This is a genomic window from Candidatus Gillettellia adelgis (assembly GCA_020541285.1).
GTDB classification, from domain to species: domain Bacteria; phylum Pseudomonadota; class Gammaproteobacteria; order Enterobacterales; family Enterobacteriaceae; genus Gillettellia; species Gillettellia adelgis.
In genome coordinates this window covers 760,874-784,289 of record CP047043.1, presented here as the reverse complement: position 1 = coordinate 784,289, position 23,416 = coordinate 760,874, and the positions used below count along the sequence as shown (strand labels likewise).

Sequence of the window (23,416 nt, the reverse complement as noted above, 5' to 3'; positions counted from 1 at the left end):
TCGAAAAGCAGATAGTATTAAATCCCTCTAGCATAGACGCTTCAATAATCATGTAAGTTTTTTATATAGACTAAAGAATTTATTGACCAATATTATTGGTAATATTCTTGTCACTACACCAACTATCTCTGAAAAATTTTATATCTAACAGATATCTTCTGTGTTATTTAGGCATAGCTCAATAACTAAAAAAACAATTGCAGTCGTTTAAAAATCATCCGATTTATTGCATAAATATAGCCAGAAAGTACATAATGATTCGTGTAAGTCTGATAAAACTAACAATAGAAAATTACATATAAACATTGTATCTTGTTTTTATTGATATCTCGTATGTAACCTAGAAAACACGCTCAGCATATGGATGAAAAGTATTAAAATAATTAGAGATGTGATAATAGTGGTGTCGTACACAATTTATAGCTACTCAATATTACAAGTATACTGCACCCGAATGATGTGAGAAGTAAGCAACGTATGAATACAATATACTTAAGATCGCACACATAATCGATTTTATTTAATTAGGAAATTAATTCATAAATAAAATAGATATTATCTTTAATAAACTATATGATTACTTTTCAGAATTAGTCATCCTTGAGAAATACTAATAAATTATTAAATTAAGCCATTTGTTACCCTCTCTCTTAATTTTAATTAAATGAAAAGTTTTAAAAAGTGATTCATAAGGAAAGTAAGACAACATTACTACTTAGTGATTTAAAATATTTTTTTTAGAAAGAGGTGTTGCTTTTCTGAATATATCATAAAGTCTGACCAGACAATTATTGCTTAAGATTTATGAGGACCAATAAATTTTTAAACATGCAACTTTAGGTTAATCAAGATATATTTATTAAATTTAAAACTTACAATGTTCAACAAACCTTATAAATAGTTAAATCTGTAAAAGACTGCCGTACTTTGTTAATATTGTATAATGATTTAACTTTATGACTTTTTTTGATTACTATACAAAGAATTATTTAGATTATTTTATTAAAATAACTTTATATTTTTCTTTAAAGAATGTAAGTTTTAAAAAATAACAGCGTAATCAAGTTATCAAAAGTCACTTTAACAAGTACTACAATTAGATTAAAAGAATAAACCTTAGGATAAGGTCTATAAATTCTTAAAAAGTTACATGAGTAACTAATTAAGAAAAAATAAAAGATAACACATATATTAACTTTTAACATAATCATTATATGCGAATTAACTTGCAGATACGAAAGAAATAGTCTCCTCGCTGTACTCTTTTATTTTTACGAGACATCAAGCTTAATTTTGAGGTAATTAAGCATATCTTTTTTTTTGTAAATCTCAGATTTAGGATTAATATTTGTGCACTATCTTACTAATATATTCGAATATATTCGTAAGTTTAAGAATTTAAAGACTGCAGCGAATTTCTTGGATTTAATTGCCGAAACTCTGAATAGATAACTGTCACTTTCAATGTGAGGTATATTACAGGTATGTTTAGTTGACATTGAGCAGGTGAATCCATGGTGTTTTTATAATTCCTAATATTTTCTTTGCAATCATAAGATTTCTAGTCTTTAGATTATATTAGTTGTTTGCCTGACCGCTGATAAAATAGTTATACAACTTTTAACTTGTAGTCTTTGTGAGACTGATTCGCTATGATCATCCTATAACATCCTATCATATCGTGGATTATAGTAGTGTTCAGTAAAACAGCTCATCATCCATCAGCTTTATAGTTTTTTGGCTATTAAAAAAGTATACGATTAGTTTTTTGCCTCAAAGCCTGTTATTTTGTGGTATGATATTATAGAATACGCAGGTACTTTTATAGAGCACGAGGGTTGGTTAATATTTATAAAAACGTATTGGTATATTCCTATTAGCTTGAAGGTCACGTTCATCTCTTTGATGATTAGCAGTCAATCTAGAAGGTTGTATGATTTGATAGGTAACTATTTGATATATGTGTCAGTTAACATAGCAATGCATAAGGCAAGCGTTGAAGAATTTAAATATAAAACACATTAAAGTATCAGGGAGGGTGTGCGCATATGACCAGAGTATCATGATTAAACTTTTAAATTATAAAGCATTTATTGCGTTACATGGATCAATGTAAAATCGCAATGGGTAATACATGCATGTCAATTCTGCTATGAATTACTGAACTCATCTACTACTAATTATAATCCTTAACATGAGCTAGAAGAGAAAGAATACTTTTATCACTAATTGGATGTAACTCTATTGTTTTAGTGTTTTATGTTGCATAATACGCTTAGCATTTTTTGATCAATACTACAGCTATATCATGCATAGTAGCGACTATAATAACGATAAACAATTTCGCACCGCATTAAAACCACGTATAAACTTGCAGTTTATCAATTAATGTGAATTTTTAAATAAATTCAAAGTCAGAAAGTAATTTTTTATAATTTTATTTTCCAGGTATCATGTTAGAATATATAACTATGGATATATACCTAGTATAGTAGGTTGACTAGTCACGCCTGTCAACGTCTCTTCTCTTCTTGCGTCTGAAGTAGGTAATTGATCATTTAGTAACTTATAAACAAACGGCTGGTCATCCATGGTGATAGTTGTTTTCAAGAATAGGATTTTATCTGAGAATTTTTTGAGGTCGTGCTGTGTTAGAGAAAGTAATAATCTGTTAATTATTGAATTCCCTCTAAGATTGGATGGATAAGGTAATGCTCTGATTTAAAGGGCCAACTCTAGTTTTGCACTATTGGTCGTGAAACTAGCATTAGTTGACCATACTAATATGTCATAAGGGGTTAATCTATCTGGTACTTAAGGCATGATGAAGAGCTAAACGTACTCTTAAGCTTTTTATTTAATAGTTGATTGGTTGCTTCTGCTACTTATAACATTATTAGAGGTTAAAATATAACGCTATGTATCACGTTGTTGCTTCTGATTTAGATGGCACCTTACTTTCTCCGAACCATAGCTTGTCACCGTATGCAAAAAAAACGTTGAAACTACTGACTACTCAGCGCCAAATGTATTTTGTTTTTGCGACGGGTCGCCATCACATTGATGTTTCTCAGATTCGTGATAACCTAGATATTCATGCCTTCATGATTACCTCAAATGGCGCTCGCGTATATAATATTTCTAGCGAATTAATTTTTAGTCATAATCTGGACGAGGAAATCGTTCAAGATTTGTATCATATGATGCATGATGACATGGAAATTATTACTAACGTTTATCGCAACGACGAATGGTTCATAAATCGTGAAAGTCCTTATCAAAAAGCATTTGTTCAGGAGTCGCGCTTCCAATATCAACTATTTGCGTTGAGTTTTTTGGAAACTTCAGATGTTTTTAAGATATATTTTACATGTAATGACTATAAAAAACTATTGTTTCTAGAGAACGCTATAAACAAACGTTGGAACGATCGAGTAAACGTGAGCTTTTCGCTCCCAAGTTGTTTAGAAGTGATGGCGGGCTCGGTATCAAAAGGGCGCGCCTTAGAAGGAGTAGCTAAGATCATCGGTTATACATTAAAAGAATGTATTGCTTTTGGTGATGGAATGAACGACCTTGAAATGTTATCAATGGTTGGCAAGGGCTGTATTATGCGGAACGCTCATCAGAGATTAAAAGATAATCTACCAAACTTGGAAGTGATTGGTTCCAATATTGATGACGCAGTGCCAAATTATTTACGTAGAATGTTTCTAGCTTAATATGTCGTAGGTCTTGTCGGTTTAATCATATAGAGCTACTCATATTCCGTAATATTACGCTTTTATTATACTAATCAATCCTGGGAATACTATGCATATTTTATAATATAGTGAGTTATAGTCGCTGCCGATAATAAAGAATAGATACTCTATAACTTTACAATGTCCTTATCTTTCTTCTCACGCTTTTTTGAACTATGACCCATGACAAGTTATCTTGTAGAGCCACTTTGTGCATGATATAATAAAATTCTAGTGTCTATTTACGTATTTATGGATATAAAAGCTTTTAATGATTATAATCGCACACCGCTGGGAGGCCTGTTGTCAAAGCCCTAGGTTATTTAAATTTTCTCAGTTAGCACTAAGTATAGTCATTGCTAATATTACACATCTATTAATTTGTCAGCATATAATTCAAACATACCAATAGTTATAAGAAACACCGAACTATTTAAATATATATGAGATTAAATAACTCAAATAAATTTGGTAGCATAAGTGTATATAAAAGATTAATAAGATTATTAAGTTTGAAGTGTTTGTTTTGTATAGGCACGGTTGCTATAACTCGCAATGACCTTATGCATCACTGCTCACACTATTGTCAGTCATGCAAGTCATTAAATGTTATTATAACTCCGTTATATAAGCTATAATAGGTGAAATACTACTATCAATAATGAATTTACCTCTGTTATTCTAAGCACTAACATTACAGCATATTACATGCTGAACGCAGCATTTTTTGATTAATCCAGCTGCGCTATCAACGACAGTTACTGTAATAATATAACAATTGAACGCTATATTAAAACCGTATACTAAACTTTTATTTTACCAATGACCGAAAATATTTTAATACATCCGATGTTAGACAGGTAAGGCTTTCTGATTGTATTTTAAATATTATACTAAAGTTTATAACTCTGAACATACCTTGTGAGAGGTAAGGCCACATTTATTAGCATCCTTGTTGTCATTATAGATAGGATGACCTTTGATTATCGAATAACTTATGCACGAATGGCGGATGTTTATAGCTATAGTTGCTTGTTATAAAGATTATTATATCGGTATATTAGTTTATATTGTTTGCTTTTTCACTAAATAATGCGGGCTGTAATTATCGAGTTACTCAAAAAAACACGTAGAAATACCATTAATACCTTACAATAAGTAAATGATTAGAGTATTTTGCTAGATTTAATTATATGCCACGATAATTTATTCTGATGATTTTGAATCAATATCTTTCTCCAAATGTTTTATCGGAAAAGAATGATTTTAATGCGTGCATGTTAAATTTTAAGTTACCAATATGAGTATTATTTGTCTGCTAGTTGTACAAGTATGCTGTAACGGTCAAATGTGATACAAAAGAATAACAATGTGTTGTTATGTTAGTGAAACATAACGTCACTCTATGCAATTTATCGTATATTACATCACCAAAGGTAATTAAATAATTGTATTTTAGGAATCTACCGAAGTCACCAAGGTATACAACTTGCAGGAAATATGGTTACAAACAACTAAAAATTCAAATAGAGTCTCAAAACCATATAATTTATTCTAATCAATCACAGTAAAACGTTATAAAAATAAATAAGGAACGCACTAAAATACGTACTGTTCGGATGGTTAGTCAAATGAACTGCATGAGAGAATCAAAAACCCTTTAAATAATATCAGAACATTAAATAGTATGTAGTAATTGCAAAAAATTGTTTAATTGCTAAAAAACGATGGCGCTATAAAATAGCATTAGCCAAAATTCACTCATTAATTGTGCCTGTGCAATTCACGCGTACATGACAGAATCCGCTTAGTCGTAGATTAAGGTCATCGCATATTTAACGACATAGTAGTCAGTTATAGTGTGTATCGTAATCATGGAAATTTATAACTAATATCCCTTAAATTTAATAAAATTAGCATACCTTATTATAGAGAAAGCATAGATTTAAGATTCGATGTTAATAAAAAGCGAAAATATTTGCGAATCTTATTTGAACGAGAGAGATATTATGAATACCTTATCTATTCAAGCCAATCAAATACTTAATATACTTGGATTGCGGTGTCCAGAACCGGTTATGATGGTACGTAAAGTTATTCGACAAATGGGTAACGGCGAAACACTACTGATTATTTCAGATGATTTAACTACTATCCGCGATATTATTGATTTTTGCCGTTTTATGGATCATACACTCGTAACACAAAAAATCGATAAGATACCGTATTATTATCTATTACGCAAGGGCACATAGCTAGCATATAGTTGCACTATAATGGTACATTTTATACCTAGTATTCATACAGTGTGTGGTAGGCGTTGTGTTTAGAAAACACCACCGCAGTAACATCGAAATATACTAGAACTATTCATGCCAAGTTACACTGATAATTTGGATGCTAAGTGTGTCATGCAATACAAATGAACTTTAAAAGTAGCAAATACAAGCATATTCGCTAGTATATAAAATATCACATTAATCATAGCTGATGTCAGGAAGTTGTAATAGTAGTGGTTATTTAACTCACTAACTAGCACTAACTATATTCTAGTTGTTAGTTTATAGATAAGAATTTCAAGATAACAAATATAAGAAATTGTATATGTTTTTAAAGTTAGTAAATAATACTATTTAGTAAGAAAGGTTGAATATAATAACGTAATTTATAGTTACATAGTTTATGTTAGGTGGTTTTTCTCAATCATGTTACATTATTTTCTCTGTAGTTTAATGGATTAAAGGTTCTGATGATCACATTATATGTATTGCTAATGGTGAAGATGCTGCCAACGACATTAAAGCATCAAAATGTGCTGATGTGTTTCTATAATAACTTCATAATTCCTGATAGTATTATGAATACTTAAAGATATTACGATGTTATCGTATAACGTATACATTAATTAACAACACACCTACATCTATCATTCTTGTAAAGCAATATTTTCACAAGTAAGTCTTATGTTATTACCATGTTAGTCAAATATAGCGAAAATACAAAAGATGTTTTTATATTTCATGATAGATTCCATGATGAAGCTTATTATATGGAGCTGCTTGTCTAACTTCTTTAGTGGCGTCATCTAATGTGATGACCGAGGTGTTTAAAAATACAAAGCTTTTATTTATAAATAAATCAGCTAATACTCGTATCATCAAGTGTTAACACTTAATAAGAAATTTTCAAAAGTTATCTTAAAGTTAGATAAAGCATAAAGCTTATTTACTAACTTAGGGACAGTTTGTATAAACTATAAAAATAGTATTCATTTAGTAGATGAATCGTAGATATCTACTATACTTCTCTACCACATAACTGAATGACTGCACGAGAATAGGTTGAGACACAGAGAGCATCTGGTGTCATATAAATATAATGTGAATACACAAAAACATTGATAGAGGATGATACAACAACATAGGCAGTCAAAAGAGTAACCTTCTACTTTGTAATAAGTATTTTATTCAACACAAGGAGAAAATCTAGCATATCTCGGAATATCTTCAGCGCAAAACCATCTAGCAAAACAATAAAGTCGTATCCTTCTAAAAAATTAGAAGGATGTTGTTTTTGTTCGATAATTTTACGAATATAATGCACTCAAAAATAACGTCGTCTTTATTGAAATCAGGTCAGTGACTTAAGAAGTTATAAAGTATTTATTATGCTAAAATTTAGCGCATTATTACTGTATCAGTTAGTAAAAGACTCAGAATTAGAAATTAATATTAAGTTATTACAATTTATCTCTTAGAGCTTGAATCTAACTGTTTAGACAGGTTGTTAAATAAAGTAAGAACAAAGACATGATAACTGCTCTAATGTTTTGTTAAACGCATTAAAATAATAAAACTCTTTCAATATATTGGAAGAGTTAAGAGAAATAATATCATGTAGGATTAATAATAATATCGGTCTTATTAAGCAGGTGCCTTGCAATACATCAGGTACAATGGAAGTATTTTGAAGGCGGCAATCTTACCATGATCAGGTACATGTAGTAAGGTTCTAGCGCTTTATCATATTAAGCATATTGAACATATGTGATATTTAATACCATCAGACAAATGTAAATATTTTTTATTGATTTAGGCGCTGATAAAGACCTAAATCACTACATACTCTAAAAAATAGAGTTGACTTTACCTTAATGAACTAGTTAACTAGTACGAAAGTTTATTTTAAATATAAATTATGAAAAAGCACTGCAAAGATCATACGTATGACTTCCCCTGTTCGGACGTTATAATTTCGAACGACTATTGTGTGATTATGTAGATCTGTAAAGCCCGCGCTAATGCGGGTTTTTTATAGGCAGAAGTTTGATTGGAATCCCTAATGATAAATCAGAAACCAAAGATTAAACTACTTAAGATGCAAGCTAGCTATCAAGGCGACCCTGCTACTATTTTTCACCAATTGTGTGGTGCACGTCCTGCAACTTTACTTTTAGAGTCCGCTGAAGTCACAAGTAAACAGAATTTGCAAAGTCTTTTGGTGATTGATAGTGCTTTACGCATTACTGCTGCAGGCTGCATGGTAACTGTACAAGCATTAACAATGAACGGTGCGGCATTGCTACCATTACTAGATGAAGCGCTCCCGAATGAAGTATATGTGCAAGCACGTCCTAACGGTCGCTTGCTAACTTTTCCACAGATTGATATAATGCAAGACGAAGATACCCGATTACGTTCATTATCAGTATTTGATGCGCTGCGTATCTTATTAAGACTAGTTGACTCACCAATAGATGAACGAGAAGCTATGATGCTAGGTGGCTTGTTTGCCTACGATTTAGTCGCTGGTTTTGAGAATCTACCCAATCTGCGCCAAGAGCAACGCTGTCCAGATTTTTGTTTTTATTTGGTGGAAACACTACTAGTTCTAGATCATCAGTATACTACCGCTCGTTTACAATCCAGTGTATTTACTGCGGAATACAAAGAAGAACAACGCCTACAACAACGCCTAGAACAGTTGCGAGATCAATTAACGCATGCACCTCAAGCTATTCCATATCAGAGGCTAGAAAACATGCAATTGCGTTGTACTCAAACTGATGAGGAATATTGTACAGTAGTCAGAAAGTTACAAGAGGCGATTTACTGTGGTGACATCTTTCAAGTTGTTCCATCGCGGGGCTTCTTGTTGCCATGTCCAACACCGTTGGCAGCATATAAAGTGCTAAAGGATAATAACCCTAGTCCATATATCTTTTTTATGCAGGATCATGAGTTTACTCTATTCGGTGCTTCACCAGAAAGTGCATTAAAATATAGTGCCAGCACTCGACAAATTGAGATTTATCCAATTGCTGGAACTCGTCCTCGTGGATACCGGATTGATGGTTCGTTAGATTTAGACCTCGACAGTCGCATTGAGCTAGAAATGCGCACCAATGATAAGGAGCTCGCTGAGCACTTAATGTTAGTTGACCTAGCGCGTAATGATTTAGCGCGTATTTGCCAAGCCGGTAGTCGCTATGTAGCCGATCTTGTTAGAGTGGATCGCTACTCGTTTGTTATGCATTTAGTGTCGCGTGTTGTAGGTACATTGCGCACCGATTTAGATGCGTTACACGCTTATCAAGCCTGCATGAATATGGGTACCTTGAGTGGTGCCCCAAAAGTGCGTGCAATGCAATTAATTGCTGCTTCTGAAGGTTTACGCCGTGGTAGCTATGGCGGTGCGGTGGGCTACTTTACCGCCACTGGTGATTTAGACACCTGCATTGTTATTCGTTCTGCTTACGTTGAAGACGGTATTGCGACAGTGCAAGCGGGAGCCGGTATAGTTTTGGATTCTATCCCTCAAGCGGAAGCTGATGAGACCCGTAATAAAGCCCGTGCTGTTCTTCGGGCTATCGCTAGTGCACATCATGCTACAAAGGTATTCTAATGGCTGATATATTATTAATCGATAACGTTGATTCCTTTACATATAATTTAGTTGATCAAATACGCGCTAATGGTCATCAGGTAGTTATTTATCGCAATCATATTACTGCTCAGTCAATTCTTCAACATTTACAACAAATGGAAAAACCTGTGCTGATGCTTTCGCCTGGTCCAGGCACACCTGCGGATGCGGGCTGTATGCCGGAATTATTACAACGTCTGTCCGGAGAAATACCAATTATAGGCATTTGCCTCGGTCACCAGGCTATCGTGGAAGCTTATGGTGGTTATATTGGTCAAGCTGGTGAGATTCTACATGGCAAAGCATCCGAGATCATTCACGATAATATAGGTATGTTTTCTGGTGTAGACAATCCATTATTAGCAGCACGGTATCACTCGTTGGTCGGCAGCAATATCCCGTCTACGCTTACTGTTAACGCGCGTTTTGGTGAGATGGTAATGGCGGTGCGCAACGATCAGGATCGTATCTGTGGCTTTCAATTTCACCCGGAGTCTATTCTAACAACTCAGGGTGCAAAGCTGCTTCAGCAGACCTTTACTTGGGCAACAATAAAATCATAAAAAATGATGATTCAATTTTCTCTAAGAGTAAGCTAAACGGATATATTCATTAAGAAGCTTAAGATATTTGGATCTGTCGTGCACAGTGAGTAATCTATGAATACGTTAGTTTCAGCATTGCACAATATAAATTTATGGCATTACGGTGGTGCCGGATAAAGCGTCCGGTACCGACAAAGAGTTATTATATGATACCTAGCCCTTCTTGTGCCTAAATTATCTATTTTAATATTACTTCTTCTGATTAAAAGAAGCGTTACAGTGTTAGTATTGCAATTCCTAACATTTTTGTTTTAAAGAATGTACCGGGAAAATTGTCAAATACGATAATCGTAGTATTTTAATCGTCCATGTTTAGTTTTCTTTTTATCAATATCAGTGTTCATCTTCCTATAACAAGGCCGTAAAGTACTGGACAATCTTGGATTTTTATAATCTGTATACTAACAGCAGTTAAAGAACATGTATTATGCTGTGCTGCCATATAAGTATTTAAGGCTTGTGCATTTTAATATACTAGACTATAAATGCATCAATTACATTACAGCAGAGTTTATTAGTACTTATAGTTTATCATGCATGCTAATATTAATACAATCTTATGTAGCAGCGTAAAACATACAGCATAAATAAAGAAAGGTTAGTGCAACTAAAAAAGTTACTAAATTTTAAAAATAATAAATTTCCTACTATTCGTTAACCCTGGAATGTTTTTAAGATAAAACGCTACTAACTAAATTTTTGCTTATAGCATTCTAGAAGTACTATATTATAGTAGATGATTACAGAGTAGAGGTAATTCTTCATATTCTGAAGTAGTAGCTTTCACACGGTATTACTACTAAAATGATATGGCTAAATCCTGGGATAACAATACTCATAGAGTACTAGGTATGATGTTAAAAAAATGATTTATGCATATACCATGGTGTGACAGGTAAGCAGATAAATAATGTTGAGATTGGTCTTGTAAACAATTCAAAGAAACATCATTTAATAGAATATAACATGCTAAATACCAGTAGATAAATAACATTATGACAGGTGGAGCAGTCTCTACCAGGTATGATTACACACTAGATCTGTATACATTTTGCGTTTAAAAAAATAACTTTATGATGGATAAGAACACTTTAATTTACTAAATATCATTTCGCCTGAAAGGTTTTTATTTAGTTTTTTAGTACTGACCACTAAGAAATATTTTAAATGTAGCGTTATGTTTTTATGGATAAGTCCACTAGCAATATAGATGATATTGATAAAGATTTTGTTTTCGCTTTTTTACGCACTCAATCTTGCTATTGCTGTTTGGGTAATATGATTTTATTGGTGTTATCAGAACTAAAAGTAAAGAAAGCATCTCTACTCTATGATACTAGAGATTGTCTGAATTTTAGACATTAATTCCTGTCTCCCATGTGATTTAAGCATATTAATTTAGGCCACAAGTTCGTAAACTAGTCTGCAGGATACCTTATAGTACTACTTCTTGGTAAGCCTCATATAAAGTATTACAAATAGATCAGTAAGTTAAACCATTATGCTAGCTAGCAGTTTATTATGCGATAGCACTATAAATTATAAAATTAATGTGTACACTATCGCATGTAAAATTTTACTAGGTAATCATGAATCGTACAGTTTTATCTTTCTGCAAAAGATGATCTTATTATCATATAATATAACCATAGTAAATTAACTGTATATCCTATGTAACTCGATATAAGGATTTACATTTCCTTGTACAGGAGTTCGCGTAATTATTGACGTATGTTAATATATTCCTATAATGCACAAGTAACTGTGTATTATAAACCGCCAAGTATTTTAGTCTAAAATCAAACGGTTAATTGTTAAAAGATTTGTTTTTTAATGAACATCCTTGCCGTTTAATAAACATAATTAAGTCTTTAAGATATACACGAAAGGAATAACTATTAATATAGAATCTGTAAATTATCATGATTTTTATACCAAATAAACGTGATGATGGTATCGCCTAACGTTACGGTTAGGCGATATTTTAGGTTATTAATCTTAACTAAACCATCCTTTTAATAATGTTGATCATCAAGAATATTCCTTAAAATAAAGTATTCTAAAAGCTTATTAAGACTTTAGACTTAGAATAAAGAATTAACTCAAAGTATTAAAGATGCAGCTAAGTTGTTCGAGATATTTGAGGTTTTACTATGTCTATTGGCATGTATCATATACAGGTCATTATAAAATGTAATAATATTCACTCATGCCTTCTTCAGAATAGTAGAAGAATTAGCATATGTTTCTTGAATTTTTATGCTATTCTTGCAGGATTAAGGTAATTTTTATCTACTTTTAGTGTAATTCTATTTAGACTGAATATATTAATTTCTTTAGAACCATATAAAACAACTAACAACGCTGACGTTTCATAAAAACTCATTGCTGAAGGTAATACAAAATTTATTTGAAATACGATAATTTACCATGCGGAAATACTGACAAAATTCACTAGGTTCTCGGTAATGTTCTTTTAATTAAGTGAAGACATATTACAGAAAACGATAGACATAGATATAGGCTTGCATAACATGACGGATTCTTTATTTGCTTGACAAGAAGCACTATACTTATTTAACAGACCAAACACTAATAAAAAGTCACTAAACATATTATATACGCGTCTTATAGAAACCGGAGTGCTCTTAGTAGATTAGGCCATCTATATTGAAAGAAGTGTGAAAGTAAGCATTATAAAATTATCGAAATAGTCATAAAAGATTTACTATATACTGGATGTAATATTAAGGTTGTTTTTCGCGCCATTATAGTCTGTATTGTCAATATATGAGAAATAAAAAATTAAAGCGAAAATACTACAGTAGCATTGAATCTTTTAAATGTAGTAATGTTTTGTAATGACAATAATACTAAATCTATCGACATATGTTTGGAGTCTATTGGTGATACTCGCGTGTTTCTGATTCTCGTATATCCACTAGGCTATTCATTTTTGTTCACCAATATAACAACGTTAAGATAGAATAAAGTTACATGGTATATGTTCAAAAATACAGCACTGATATAAATAAACTGAGTAAGTTAGTGCAAAAGTTATTTGAGTTAATTGTAACTGCTTCAGAAGTCTTTCTTGTTGCGATATAGCATGTGTATTAAAATAATCGCTACTATACGTTTCTGCTTATGCCCATTAAGGCAGTGAGCGTATTGAACATAATATTCATGATATAATTATGATCTTAGTATTGATAAACTTTTATGTATCAATTGCGATGTAACAATCATCTATTACATACTGCATAAAGAACTAATCTTAGTAGATAACTTCTTGGGGTTATAATAATATAGTTATATTTAACATTTGCGATATGCTAAAAATGAAAAAATTTTATTAAACATTTTAATCTATTATTTAAATAATTTAAAACAATAGGAAGGTGCGTTTTTAGTTGTTATACTGAGTCATGTTAATTCAGCGTAATTACTAAGGATTATTTATGCTGTAATTATCTAGCTTAAGTTTTGTTAATTTTTTCCTGTTGTTTAAGAATTCGTATCATGAGGTACTGCAGTAGTAGCATGATATTATTTTGTTGATATGCTACGATTACTATGTAGTGTTGCTGTATCATAGTTTAAAATCTTTAAGTGCACTACAAAAACTGCGTTATCAAAAAAGAATGTGAGCGTCACGTTTTATTTGAAAGTCTTAAGATAATTAGATAAAATTAGACGTATTTAATAAATATGGTACTATACTAGTAAATGTTTTAAAAAATTTTCTTGTCTTATTCTTTGGTTTATTTTATATCTATCTGTATTTTTAATACGATGCAATATAATTATAAGATTGGCAATTCAATTAAGTCTCTAGCAAAAGCATACTTAATCTGCATTGATACAATGCATGCTTCTTTATGATTGACTGGAATATAATATTAACAATATACTATATCCCTTTCTTTAAAAATTTCAGTGGGACTAGCATGATTGAATGTAGTAATTCTATTGTACAAAGCATTAGAAATTTTATTCTAGCGCTAAGCTTATCCTTAAGTTCTCATTATAAAGTATTAATTGATAGTGCTAGCTCATATCTAGTGTGTCTTTATAGTACTTTTAGTCTAATATAAGTGCTATGGTTCACTAGGTTTGTTTTCCTATGCAATAGTGCACTGATTATGGAATCTATTTTAGATTTTAATGTGTTTTACCATACATTGATATGTGTGCTAGTATTCTTTGTTTTACAATGCGTAAATTTTTATTAGTTTCATAGATAATCAACCGTTCACTTCCGATTACGTAATTAGAGGTCCTGATACATATCAGGCAGAGCTATCGTTAGCAGAACTCCTATTGAATTCTAAGAGTCTTATGGCTAAGATGTGCTGTGTAAATAAACGTGCCATCTAGTTTTCTGACATAACTCGGTAGTTATTAGTGTTTATTTTTATAAAGATTAAATACCTTATATACCGACGTTAGAAAGTATTGCTATAAGCTTATTTATTTGAGTGCATTAAACATCCGCAGCGTAATTGATCTTTTCAAATCATATTTTTCATCTTAAATTATTAGATCTATTATGATAGTCATAAATAAATATCAATCATTGTGATAGAAATACTTGTGCGCTAGTTTTGATCTTAGAGTAACCTGGTTAACCTAAGATCTGTGTTTTAATCGCTGTTCTTTATATTTTTTAGATTTGCACGCTTACACCAAGAGGGAGTAAATAGAACAAAGATATACTTATCTTTACAAATATAAATATATGTTATATCTATGTGATACACAACTACGTAAATATGATAATGTAACGTAAAAACTATTGTGTTTATATGACGAGCATTATGATACAAGGATTTTAATTGGGCACTAATAATGTATGAGTACTATTTCTACTTCTAGCTAAGTCAATGAAAAACCCTCAAAGAGTAGAGTGTGATGTTGTGCTGCGGGGTAGGTCAAGTTTTGTCTATTAGTTATGGTGGGATGATATACCATTTAAATTTACTGTAGTTATTGCTTTTTAGATCGATACTAGCGATGCAGGAAGTAACGAATATCAGAGGATATTCTTCGTGATATAAATGCGATATCAGAGACTTTATTAATGGTAAGAGAGAGATAATCAGCACGTTTTTTACTTTTTGTATCTATAATGTTTGGAAACACTTTTTATATGTTCAGTATTTCCGTTAGGCATTAAATTAAAGAGTGCTTCTTCTTTTAGTAGTTCTGAAACTGTTCACATCATTACCAATATTGCTGAGGTGCGCAAATAAGGACTTACCAATACCTTTTTAATATCCGTTTTGTTTAGTATATAACCAAGAGGCCATAAGGCGAACTTCGTTATACTCGCATAGTGTTATAGATCTTACTGCATTGTTAACTGTACTGAGTATTGCCTCACCATGACGTATAATAAGTGCTTGTATATTATATTAATTTTATTAAATGATATTATGTAACGTGTTGTATATACTACGTGTACTGCTAGATGCATATTGCGATCAACTAGTTTAACACAAGAATTAATATCATAAGGAGCGAACCAGATCTATCATGCCTGTTATTCAAGATCGCTAATACTTTTATATCTTTGTTAACGAGAAAATATATAGATATAGCATAGTGTATAATCGGTATGCATTATGATTATTTGAGATCTTTCGAGAAATAGTATGGAGCTTCCTAAACGTTTTATATATACCTTGTGCTTAGCATAGTTCTTTCTTCTTAAATATCTAGCTAGTAGGTTAAATGACTAAATAGTTTAACTTCTCATTAAAAAACAGTAAGATTATCTTTTGCCATAAAGAAAAACCATTATCTTGAATTAATTAAAAGCAGAAGCATAAAGATAACTTTTATTCTGATACCATAGTTAGACATGCTAGGACCCCTAAAAGTATATAGAACATATAATACATATATCTTTGTATAATGTTAAGAGCGTATCTTATAAGGCTATGAGATTGTATTGTTTTTTCTAGACCGCATACTGTTATAACTGATTCTCTATAATTTTAATGATTTTATACTATCAACATCTCAGGTGATTCAGAGAATATATGATTTTAAGATAGACTTTAATCGTGTGCCTTAAAGCTATGCAGTCGAAACGCAGCATGTTGTAGTGCATTTTTCATCAATATTTCACTGCAATTTAGCGATGCTTCGATTGCTTTATCAATCATGTTTTTTTCACTTATTGATGGCCTGCTAAGAACAAAGCTTGCTACTTCACTTTTGTAACCCGGATGACCGATACCAATACGTAGGCGATAAAATTGCGGGTTATTTCCATATTGATTTTTAATATCTCTCAAACCATTATGGCTACCTACACTGCCTCCGAACTTGATTTTAGCGATGCCTGGCGAAAGATCTAGTTCATCATGCGCTACTAGTATTTCATTTGGATTAATGCGGTAAAAACGAGTCATTGCTCGTACTGCTTTACCACTTAGGTTCATAAAAGTAGTCGGAACCAATAGATGTACATTATTACCCTCAAAGTTTATCTGAGCGGTATAACCAAAGAATTGATTTTCTTTGTTTAATTTTTGATGGTAGCGCTGGGCTAGTAAATTCACGTACCAGGCTCCTGCATTATGTCGCGTCTTAGCGTATTCCATGCCGGGATTCGCAAGACCTACTATCAACTTAAGTTTTTTCATCGGATATTCATCATCGAGAGAAGAAAGTTTGTGCTATTTATTATTATGAAAATTATAAAATTTTAGTACTAGTTAAGTAAAAAACAAATAGACTAATTGCACAAAAATTACTACTAATATCTCATACTATAAGCTTGTCCTTGTGTTGTTGGGAGTTTGGTTGACTATGTTTTATACCATAAATATCTTTACGTGTGGTTGTTAGGATTATAATTTGATCATCATCAAATGCGCGATTTACTCTGGTACAGGTAAGCAATGACATTCATTTGCAATCTTTATTAATATTTAGAATACATTAGATGTAGGAAGATTGATCAAGAAGCATAAACTTACTCCAACTCGCTTTTAGTATCTTTTAAAGAATTCAGTATATGTTGAGGACATTGCGCGAGCTGTATATACTTCGGTTTTCTATTTTTATTAAAAGCGACACTAATATAACCTTCTAGGGAGCAGTGAGTGAGTTTAACCTTTTCTGTACAGCTTATGTATTTTAAAAGTAAAACGATAAAATCGATTCTAGATTGATTTACACAGTTTACTGGCACTAAATGGGAGGCTAATACGCCTTGAGCTAATATATTTGTACTGAGTTGATTAGACGTATCTATTAAGTAAGGTTCAAGACACTATAATGAATTTCTAGCTAACATTAGCTCTAAATGTAGAAGACACACATTATAAGCTGATATTTAAAAAAGCGACATTATTCAGGCAATGATATCTAAATGACATAAATTGTAGAAAACTAGAAATTTAGTAGATTCTAGAAGAATATATTGGCAAGAAACTCTGTCATATATTCTGCTTACAGCAATGACTGATATATACTATATAAGTATTTAATTATATTCTTAATTTTCTACTAATCTGCATTGGTCTTTCAGAACGATTTTCATTAGGACTATATGATATGAGGCTATAAAATCCAAGTATTATGTTTGCTGTTATGTTATCGAATAAATCACTGCTGATTAGGATACCACAGGTAATCTATTCACTTGATATATTTCATTTAATTAAAGTGCTGTGCTAATTATATTGTTTACAATTAGTATTCCATACTGTTTATATGGACATAACGTGTGCATCTTTCTGTTATTCGCGTTGTTACTTAGTAGACATGTCACTATATGTCAGTGTTATTCCCCATGTAAGGTTCATAATATGAATAAATAAACGTTCTCAATTTCTCCAGCTGCTTATTTTAGATTGTCTAAATTTTTACAAAGATTTTATCTTGCATGCTATGCATATACCATAATTAAATTTTATGAAAATAATAGTCTTATGGAATAATCATCAAATGATATTAAAATAGTATAACAGGTTACTACTATTATCAGTCAGATTTATGATAACTGATATAATTAGTGGCGAGGTATCTGTCACATAGTTCATAAGTGTTATGCATGCCGTTGTACTCCAATATTTGCTGACTTTGCAATAATCGGTTAAAGCTGACTATTGTGCGACTTGCTAACATAACAATACTTGATAACCTCATCAAGGCATGGTGCCTAACAATATAAAATCCCTACTTTCAGTATAATGCAAAGTATATTGTTTATAATATTGTGTTATCTTTTATAGTAGCATCTGTAATAAAAGACTTGAATTACCGATTGTAACCAATGGTAAGCGCAATTTTACATAATGTTTTATTGAGGGGAAAGTTACTAAAATAGAGAGGTTCGATATGTGATGTAGATCATCACTTAACTAAATGAGATCTTAAGACTCTTTAATCTCGCGTGTAATATCCTTGTAACCGACAGTAATAAAGAAAATGTCTAATGTTTAGTAAGTGCTAAAATCATCTATGTAGATTAAATGTTTTTGGTTATGGTTATTATAGGATGATCGAAAGGTAGTGAATTTTACATTTTTAAACTATTGTTTGAACTCTTGATGTTTATCCTGGAGTTTTATTACAGTGGTAATAAGTATTACAAAAAGCTTCTTCTTACATCGTTTGATCTATATGAGAACTAATAAGCTAGTTCGTTGATGCTATACATCGTAAATCAGAGAGCAGATAACATATACCGCTTTTCTAATCTTCATGCGAAGTTATCATTAGGCGCTTTATTGTTGTAAATTATCAACTATATATGTATGATTAATTAAATCAGCAGTATTTGATAGAAATCAATCGTTACCTCCTAATTCTTTGAATAATAATTAATATGTAATACACGGTAAGTATTACTTTCTCACTGCAATCTAGACATGTTAACAATGTACTATTATTGATAATGTAGCATAGCTAAACACTCATAATACATTTTATCATTTTCATTAGTATATACATAACTCACTATAATGTTTAATTATAACCTTTCTGTATTCACCGTTGGTTGATGTAGTGATGATAGTGACATCATATTTTTCGATAAACTAGAGACTATCACAATAACTAATAGAATAGCACTAAATACTGATTATTTATAATGTGCTGTGTAATAGCATTGCATATAAGCTAAAGATTTTCAGCGCGTTATTTATCGTCATGGTTGCAATGTTTTGAATGCAGCAATACCTGTGTACCTAATAAAAATGTTTATTATTGCTTACATTTCGTAAATAACGGTTTACGCGCTTTATATAACATGCAATGTATCTGCAGTGCTTAACTAAATAATTATATAAAAAAAAGACAACAAAAAATAATGCTAACATAATCCATTCAGGAATAACATTCCATCTTTCGCCGATCACGCCAATCCCCGCTAAAAATATTGCCACCGCGGTGATCAGAATAAAAGCTTGTCTTTGTGTAAAGCCAGAACGCATGATTAAGTAATGAATATGCTGACGATCAGGAGAAAAAGGACTCCTCCCTTTCCGCAATCTATGATACATAATTGTAACCATATCCATAAGTGGTATAGCTATAATCCATAAAGCAGTGACGGGATTGATTGAAGGGGTATCGCCTTGGGAACTTTGTACAAGCAACCAGATATTAGTAAAACCGATGAGCGTACTACCGGCGTCTCCCATGAATACCTTATAACGGAGACCCATAATACCTAAGTTAAGCAAAATACATGGAACAGTCGCAGCGATTATCGAAAAACACCAAAAAGCCAGCTCATCATGATCACTTAAGTTTAGTAAAATACCTAGTGTACCAAAAGAGATACATGATAGACACCCAAGTAGGCCATCAATGCCGTCAATCATATTAAAAGCATTAATTGTTGCCCACACCGCAAAAAGCGTTACCAGATAACCTAATGACCCTAACTGTATTTCCTTTCCACCTAATACATGTCCAAAACTCTGCAAGCAAAGTCCGGAAAAAACCATCATTATGATGCCAACTACCGCTTGAACTAGCGCTCGAATTTTAACGCTAATATCAAAGCGATCATCTAGGGCACCTACAAATACTAAAATACCTGCACAAGACAGATAAAGTGTACTGTGTGAAATTGGTTGTTTAATAATGAAGAAGGTAAAACACAAACTAGCATAAATAGAAATACCACCAACCAAAGGGATAAACCCCTGATGATGTTTTCGGTAATTAGGCTTATCTACAAGACCAATACGTTTGGTTATTTTACGCGCAATAAAAAGAAAAGCCAAAGAAAATAGAAAAATATATAAAATATCACTACTTATAGTGAGTAAATTCACAGTTAACAGATCTCTATAAGAGATAAGGCAGCTTAATTTTGATGGCAAAACAAGCTATATTATAGACTTATTATTTTACAAGTATTGCCTAATAAATAAAATATGCTGTTATTCTTCTTATATTTATATGATAAATCAATAATAAAAATGATAAAATCATACAATGTATAACCATTATACCATTACTCATAAAAGGTGTTGTTTTATAAAAGCTCTATTTATTGCTATTACATTTGGGTCATTCATTCTAGAATGAGGTGGAATATATACTTTTTATTGTAGATGCTGCTATAAAAAATAACACAATCTTATAAACAATATGCTTTGCATTATACTGAATCCAGGGATTTTTATATTGTTAGGCGCCGTGCCTTGATGAGGCTGTCAAGTGTTGTTATGTTAACAAGTCGCACAATAGTTAGTTTTAACCTATTAGTGCAAATTAAGTAAATATTAGAGTCTCACAACATGCATAACACTTATGCACTATGTGACAGATTCCTCGCTACTAAATATATTAATTATCATGAAGCTGACTGATAATAGTAGTAACCTGTTATACCATTTCAATATCATTTGATGACTATTCCATAAGACTGTTATTTTCATAAAAATTTAATTATGGTATATGCATAGCATGCAAGATAAAATCTTTGTAAAAGTTTAGACAATCTAAAATAAGCAGCTGGAGAAATTGAGAACGTTTATTTATTCATATTATGAACCTTACATGGGGAATAACACTGACATATAGTGACATGTCTACTAAGTAACAACACGAATAACAGTAAGACGTACACGTTATGTCCATATAAACAGCATGGAATACTAGTTTAAAACAATATAATTAGCACAGTATCTTGATTATATGAAATATGTAACAATAGTGAAGAAATTACCTGTTTTATCCTAATCAGCAGTTATTTATTCGATAGCAGCGCAGCGAACATAATACTTGATGCTATAGCTTTGCTTATATAGCCTTAGTGAAAAACTGAGTGATAGTAATGAATATTGCGATATGTGAGCTGTCTTGCTATTATTCGAATCTGCATGTTATAACAGCTATAAAAACTAATCTATAAAATATACAATCAGTATTATTATTTTTGGATAATAGTATATGAACAAGAATAAACTGCTTGCACTATATATTACTAGTACTTGACGGCAAGAGATTAAGTTATATTTATCATGTTTTTAAAATTTTTTAAAAATTTAACTAAAAGCACATTAGTTATATAGCTAGTGAGATTGAGGTTAAAAGTACGTCTTATTGTTTGTTGAGTCACTTAACTTAAATAAGTTTTGCAAGTTAATGAACTAAATTTCTGTGATTTAGATTGTGACTTAGCGCTTAGGTCTATTAGATATGTCTGTTTGATAAAAGATTATTACGTTATCGCTTTCATATAATTTTAACCATGATAAGTATGTTACAAGGCATAACGAATAACTTTAAAACTTCTGACTTCTAGGATTATATATTTAGTATATTGCTAGATGTTACACATGCTATAATTTAGTTGAGTGCTTTATAAATGTTATAGTATTATGAACGTTTCATCATGTCAAAAAATTCATCATTTGTTTTTGTCATTGCTAATTTATTAATTAGAAACTCCATTGCGTCAACCTCGCCCATTGGATGGATGATTTTACGTAGTATCCAAATTTTTTGTAATTCTTCTAAAGTAGTTAATAGTTCTTCTTTACGTGTGCCAGATCGATTATAGTCAATAGCTGGAAAGACACGCTTCTCAGCTATTTTACGCGCTAAGTGTAATTCCATATTACCAGTGCCTTTAAACTCTTCGTAAATGACTTCATCCATTTTTGAACCAGTATCGACTAGTGCAGTAGCGATAATAGTGAGGCTACCACCTTCTTCAACATTGCGCGCTGCCCCAAAGAAACGCTTAGGACGATGTAAGGCATTAGCATCCACTCCCCCTGTCAGTACCTTACCTGAAGCTGGTACTACGGTGTTATAGGCACGTGCTAAGCGTGTGATAGAATCTAGAAGAATCATTACATCTTTCTTGTGCTCTACTAGGCGCTTAGCCTTTTCAATAACCATTTCTGCCACCTGCACATGGCGAGAGGCTGGTTCATCGAAAGTCGAAGCGATCACTTCACCTTTTACGAGACGCTGCATTTCAGTAACTTCTTCTGGGCGCTCGTCAATCAATAGTACCATTAGTACACAATCTTGATGGTTGTAGGCAACGCTTTGTGCAATATTTTGTAACAGCATAGTTTTACCAGCTTTTGGCGGTGCAACAATCAGTCCGCGCTGACCACGACCGATCGGTGCTGCGAGATCTAAAACACGAGCTGTGAGATCTTCAGTCGATCCATTTCCTCGCTCCATATGCAGACGAGAATTAGCGTGCAATGGCGTTAAGTTTTCAAACAGGATTTTGTTGCGAGCATTTTCTGGTTTATCATAATTAACTTCATTGACTTTTAAGAGAGCAAAGTAGCGCTCACCTTCTTTGGGTGGCCTAATTTTACCGGAAATCGTATCTCCTGTACGGAGATTAAAACGACGGATTTGGCTAGGTGATACATAGATATCATCAGGGCCGGCGAGGTATGAGCTATCTCCAGAACGGAGAAAACCAAATCCATCTTGTAATATTTCTAGTACGCCATCGCCGAAGATATCTTCTCCGCTTTTCGAATGTTGCTTTAAAATTGAGAAGATAATGTCCTGCTTCCGCATGCGCGCAAGATTTTCTAGGCCTATCTTTTCACCAAGAATAATTAGATCAGATACTGGCGTATTCTTTAATTCGGTAAGATTCATAGTAATGGTTCTTAAACTCGGGGA

The 23,416-nt window shown here is 32.0% G+C and carries 7 protein-coding genes; 4 read left to right on the top strand and 3 right to left on the bottom strand.

The features are described 5' to 3' along the window. Window positions 1-2,918: 2,918 nt before the first annotated feature. The 4 genes from yigL (at window position 2,919) to GIY03_RS01680 (ending at window position 10,231) form a co-directional block, all read left to right on the top strand. Window positions 2,919-3,722 carry a sugar/pyridoxal phosphate phosphatase YigL gene (gene yigL, locus GIY03_RS01695; protein ID WP_457913431.1) on the top strand — a complete coding sequence of 268 codons (804 nt, stop codon included), beginning with the start codon at window positions 2,919-2,921 and terminating at the stop codon, window positions 3,720-3,722. A gap of 2,030 nt (window positions 3,723-5,752) precedes the next feature. Then, complete coding sequence (gene tusA, locus GIY03_RS01690; protein WP_457913430.1) at window positions 5,753-5,998, top strand: sulfurtransferase TusA; 246 nt, start codon at window positions 5,753-5,755, stop codon at window positions 5,996-5,998. A gap of 2,086 nt (window positions 5,999-8,084) precedes the next feature. Then, window positions 8,085-9,647: an anthranilate synthase component 1 gene (locus GIY03_RS01685; protein ID WP_457913429.1), complete on the top strand. Its 1,563-nt coding sequence runs from the start codon at window positions 8,085-8,087 to the stop codon at window positions 9,645-9,647. Beyond that, complete coding sequence (locus tag GIY03_RS01680; protein WP_457913428.1) at window positions 9,647-10,231, top strand: glutamine amidotransferase-related protein; 585 nt, start codon at window positions 9,647-9,649, stop codon at window positions 10,229-10,231. Before GIY03_RS01685 ends, GIY03_RS01680 begins: the two co-directional genes overlap by 1 nt. Window positions 10,232-16,338: 6,107 nt before the next feature. Here the strand turns inward: GIY03_RS01680 and pth are convergent. The 3 genes from pth to rho all read right to left on the bottom strand — a co-directional run bounded on the left by pth (window position 16,339) and on the right by rho (window position 23,392). Continuing rightward, window positions 16,339-16,929 (bottom strand): aminoacyl-tRNA hydrolase, encoded by a 591-nt coding sequence (pth, locus tag GIY03_RS01675; protein WP_457913427.1) that lies wholly within the window; start codon window positions 16,927-16,929, stop codon window positions 16,339-16,341. A 2,553-nt stretch (window positions 16,930-19,482) separates the two neighbouring features. Beyond that, window positions 19,483-20,580, bottom strand: a complete 1,098-nt coding sequence (gene wecA / locus GIY03_RS01670) for a UDP-N-acetylglucosamine--undecaprenyl-phosphate N-acetylglucosaminephosphotransferase (RefSeq protein ID WP_457913426.1) — start codon at window positions 20,578-20,580, stop codon at window positions 19,483-19,485. 1,552 nt (window positions 20,581-22,132) lie between these two features. Beyond that, window positions 22,133-23,392: a transcription termination factor Rho gene (gene rho / locus GIY03_RS01665; RefSeq protein ID WP_457913425.1), complete on the bottom strand. Its 1,260-nt coding sequence runs from the start codon at window positions 23,390-23,392 to the stop codon at window positions 22,133-22,135. Between the last annotated feature and the right edge of the window lie 24 nt (window positions 23,393-23,416).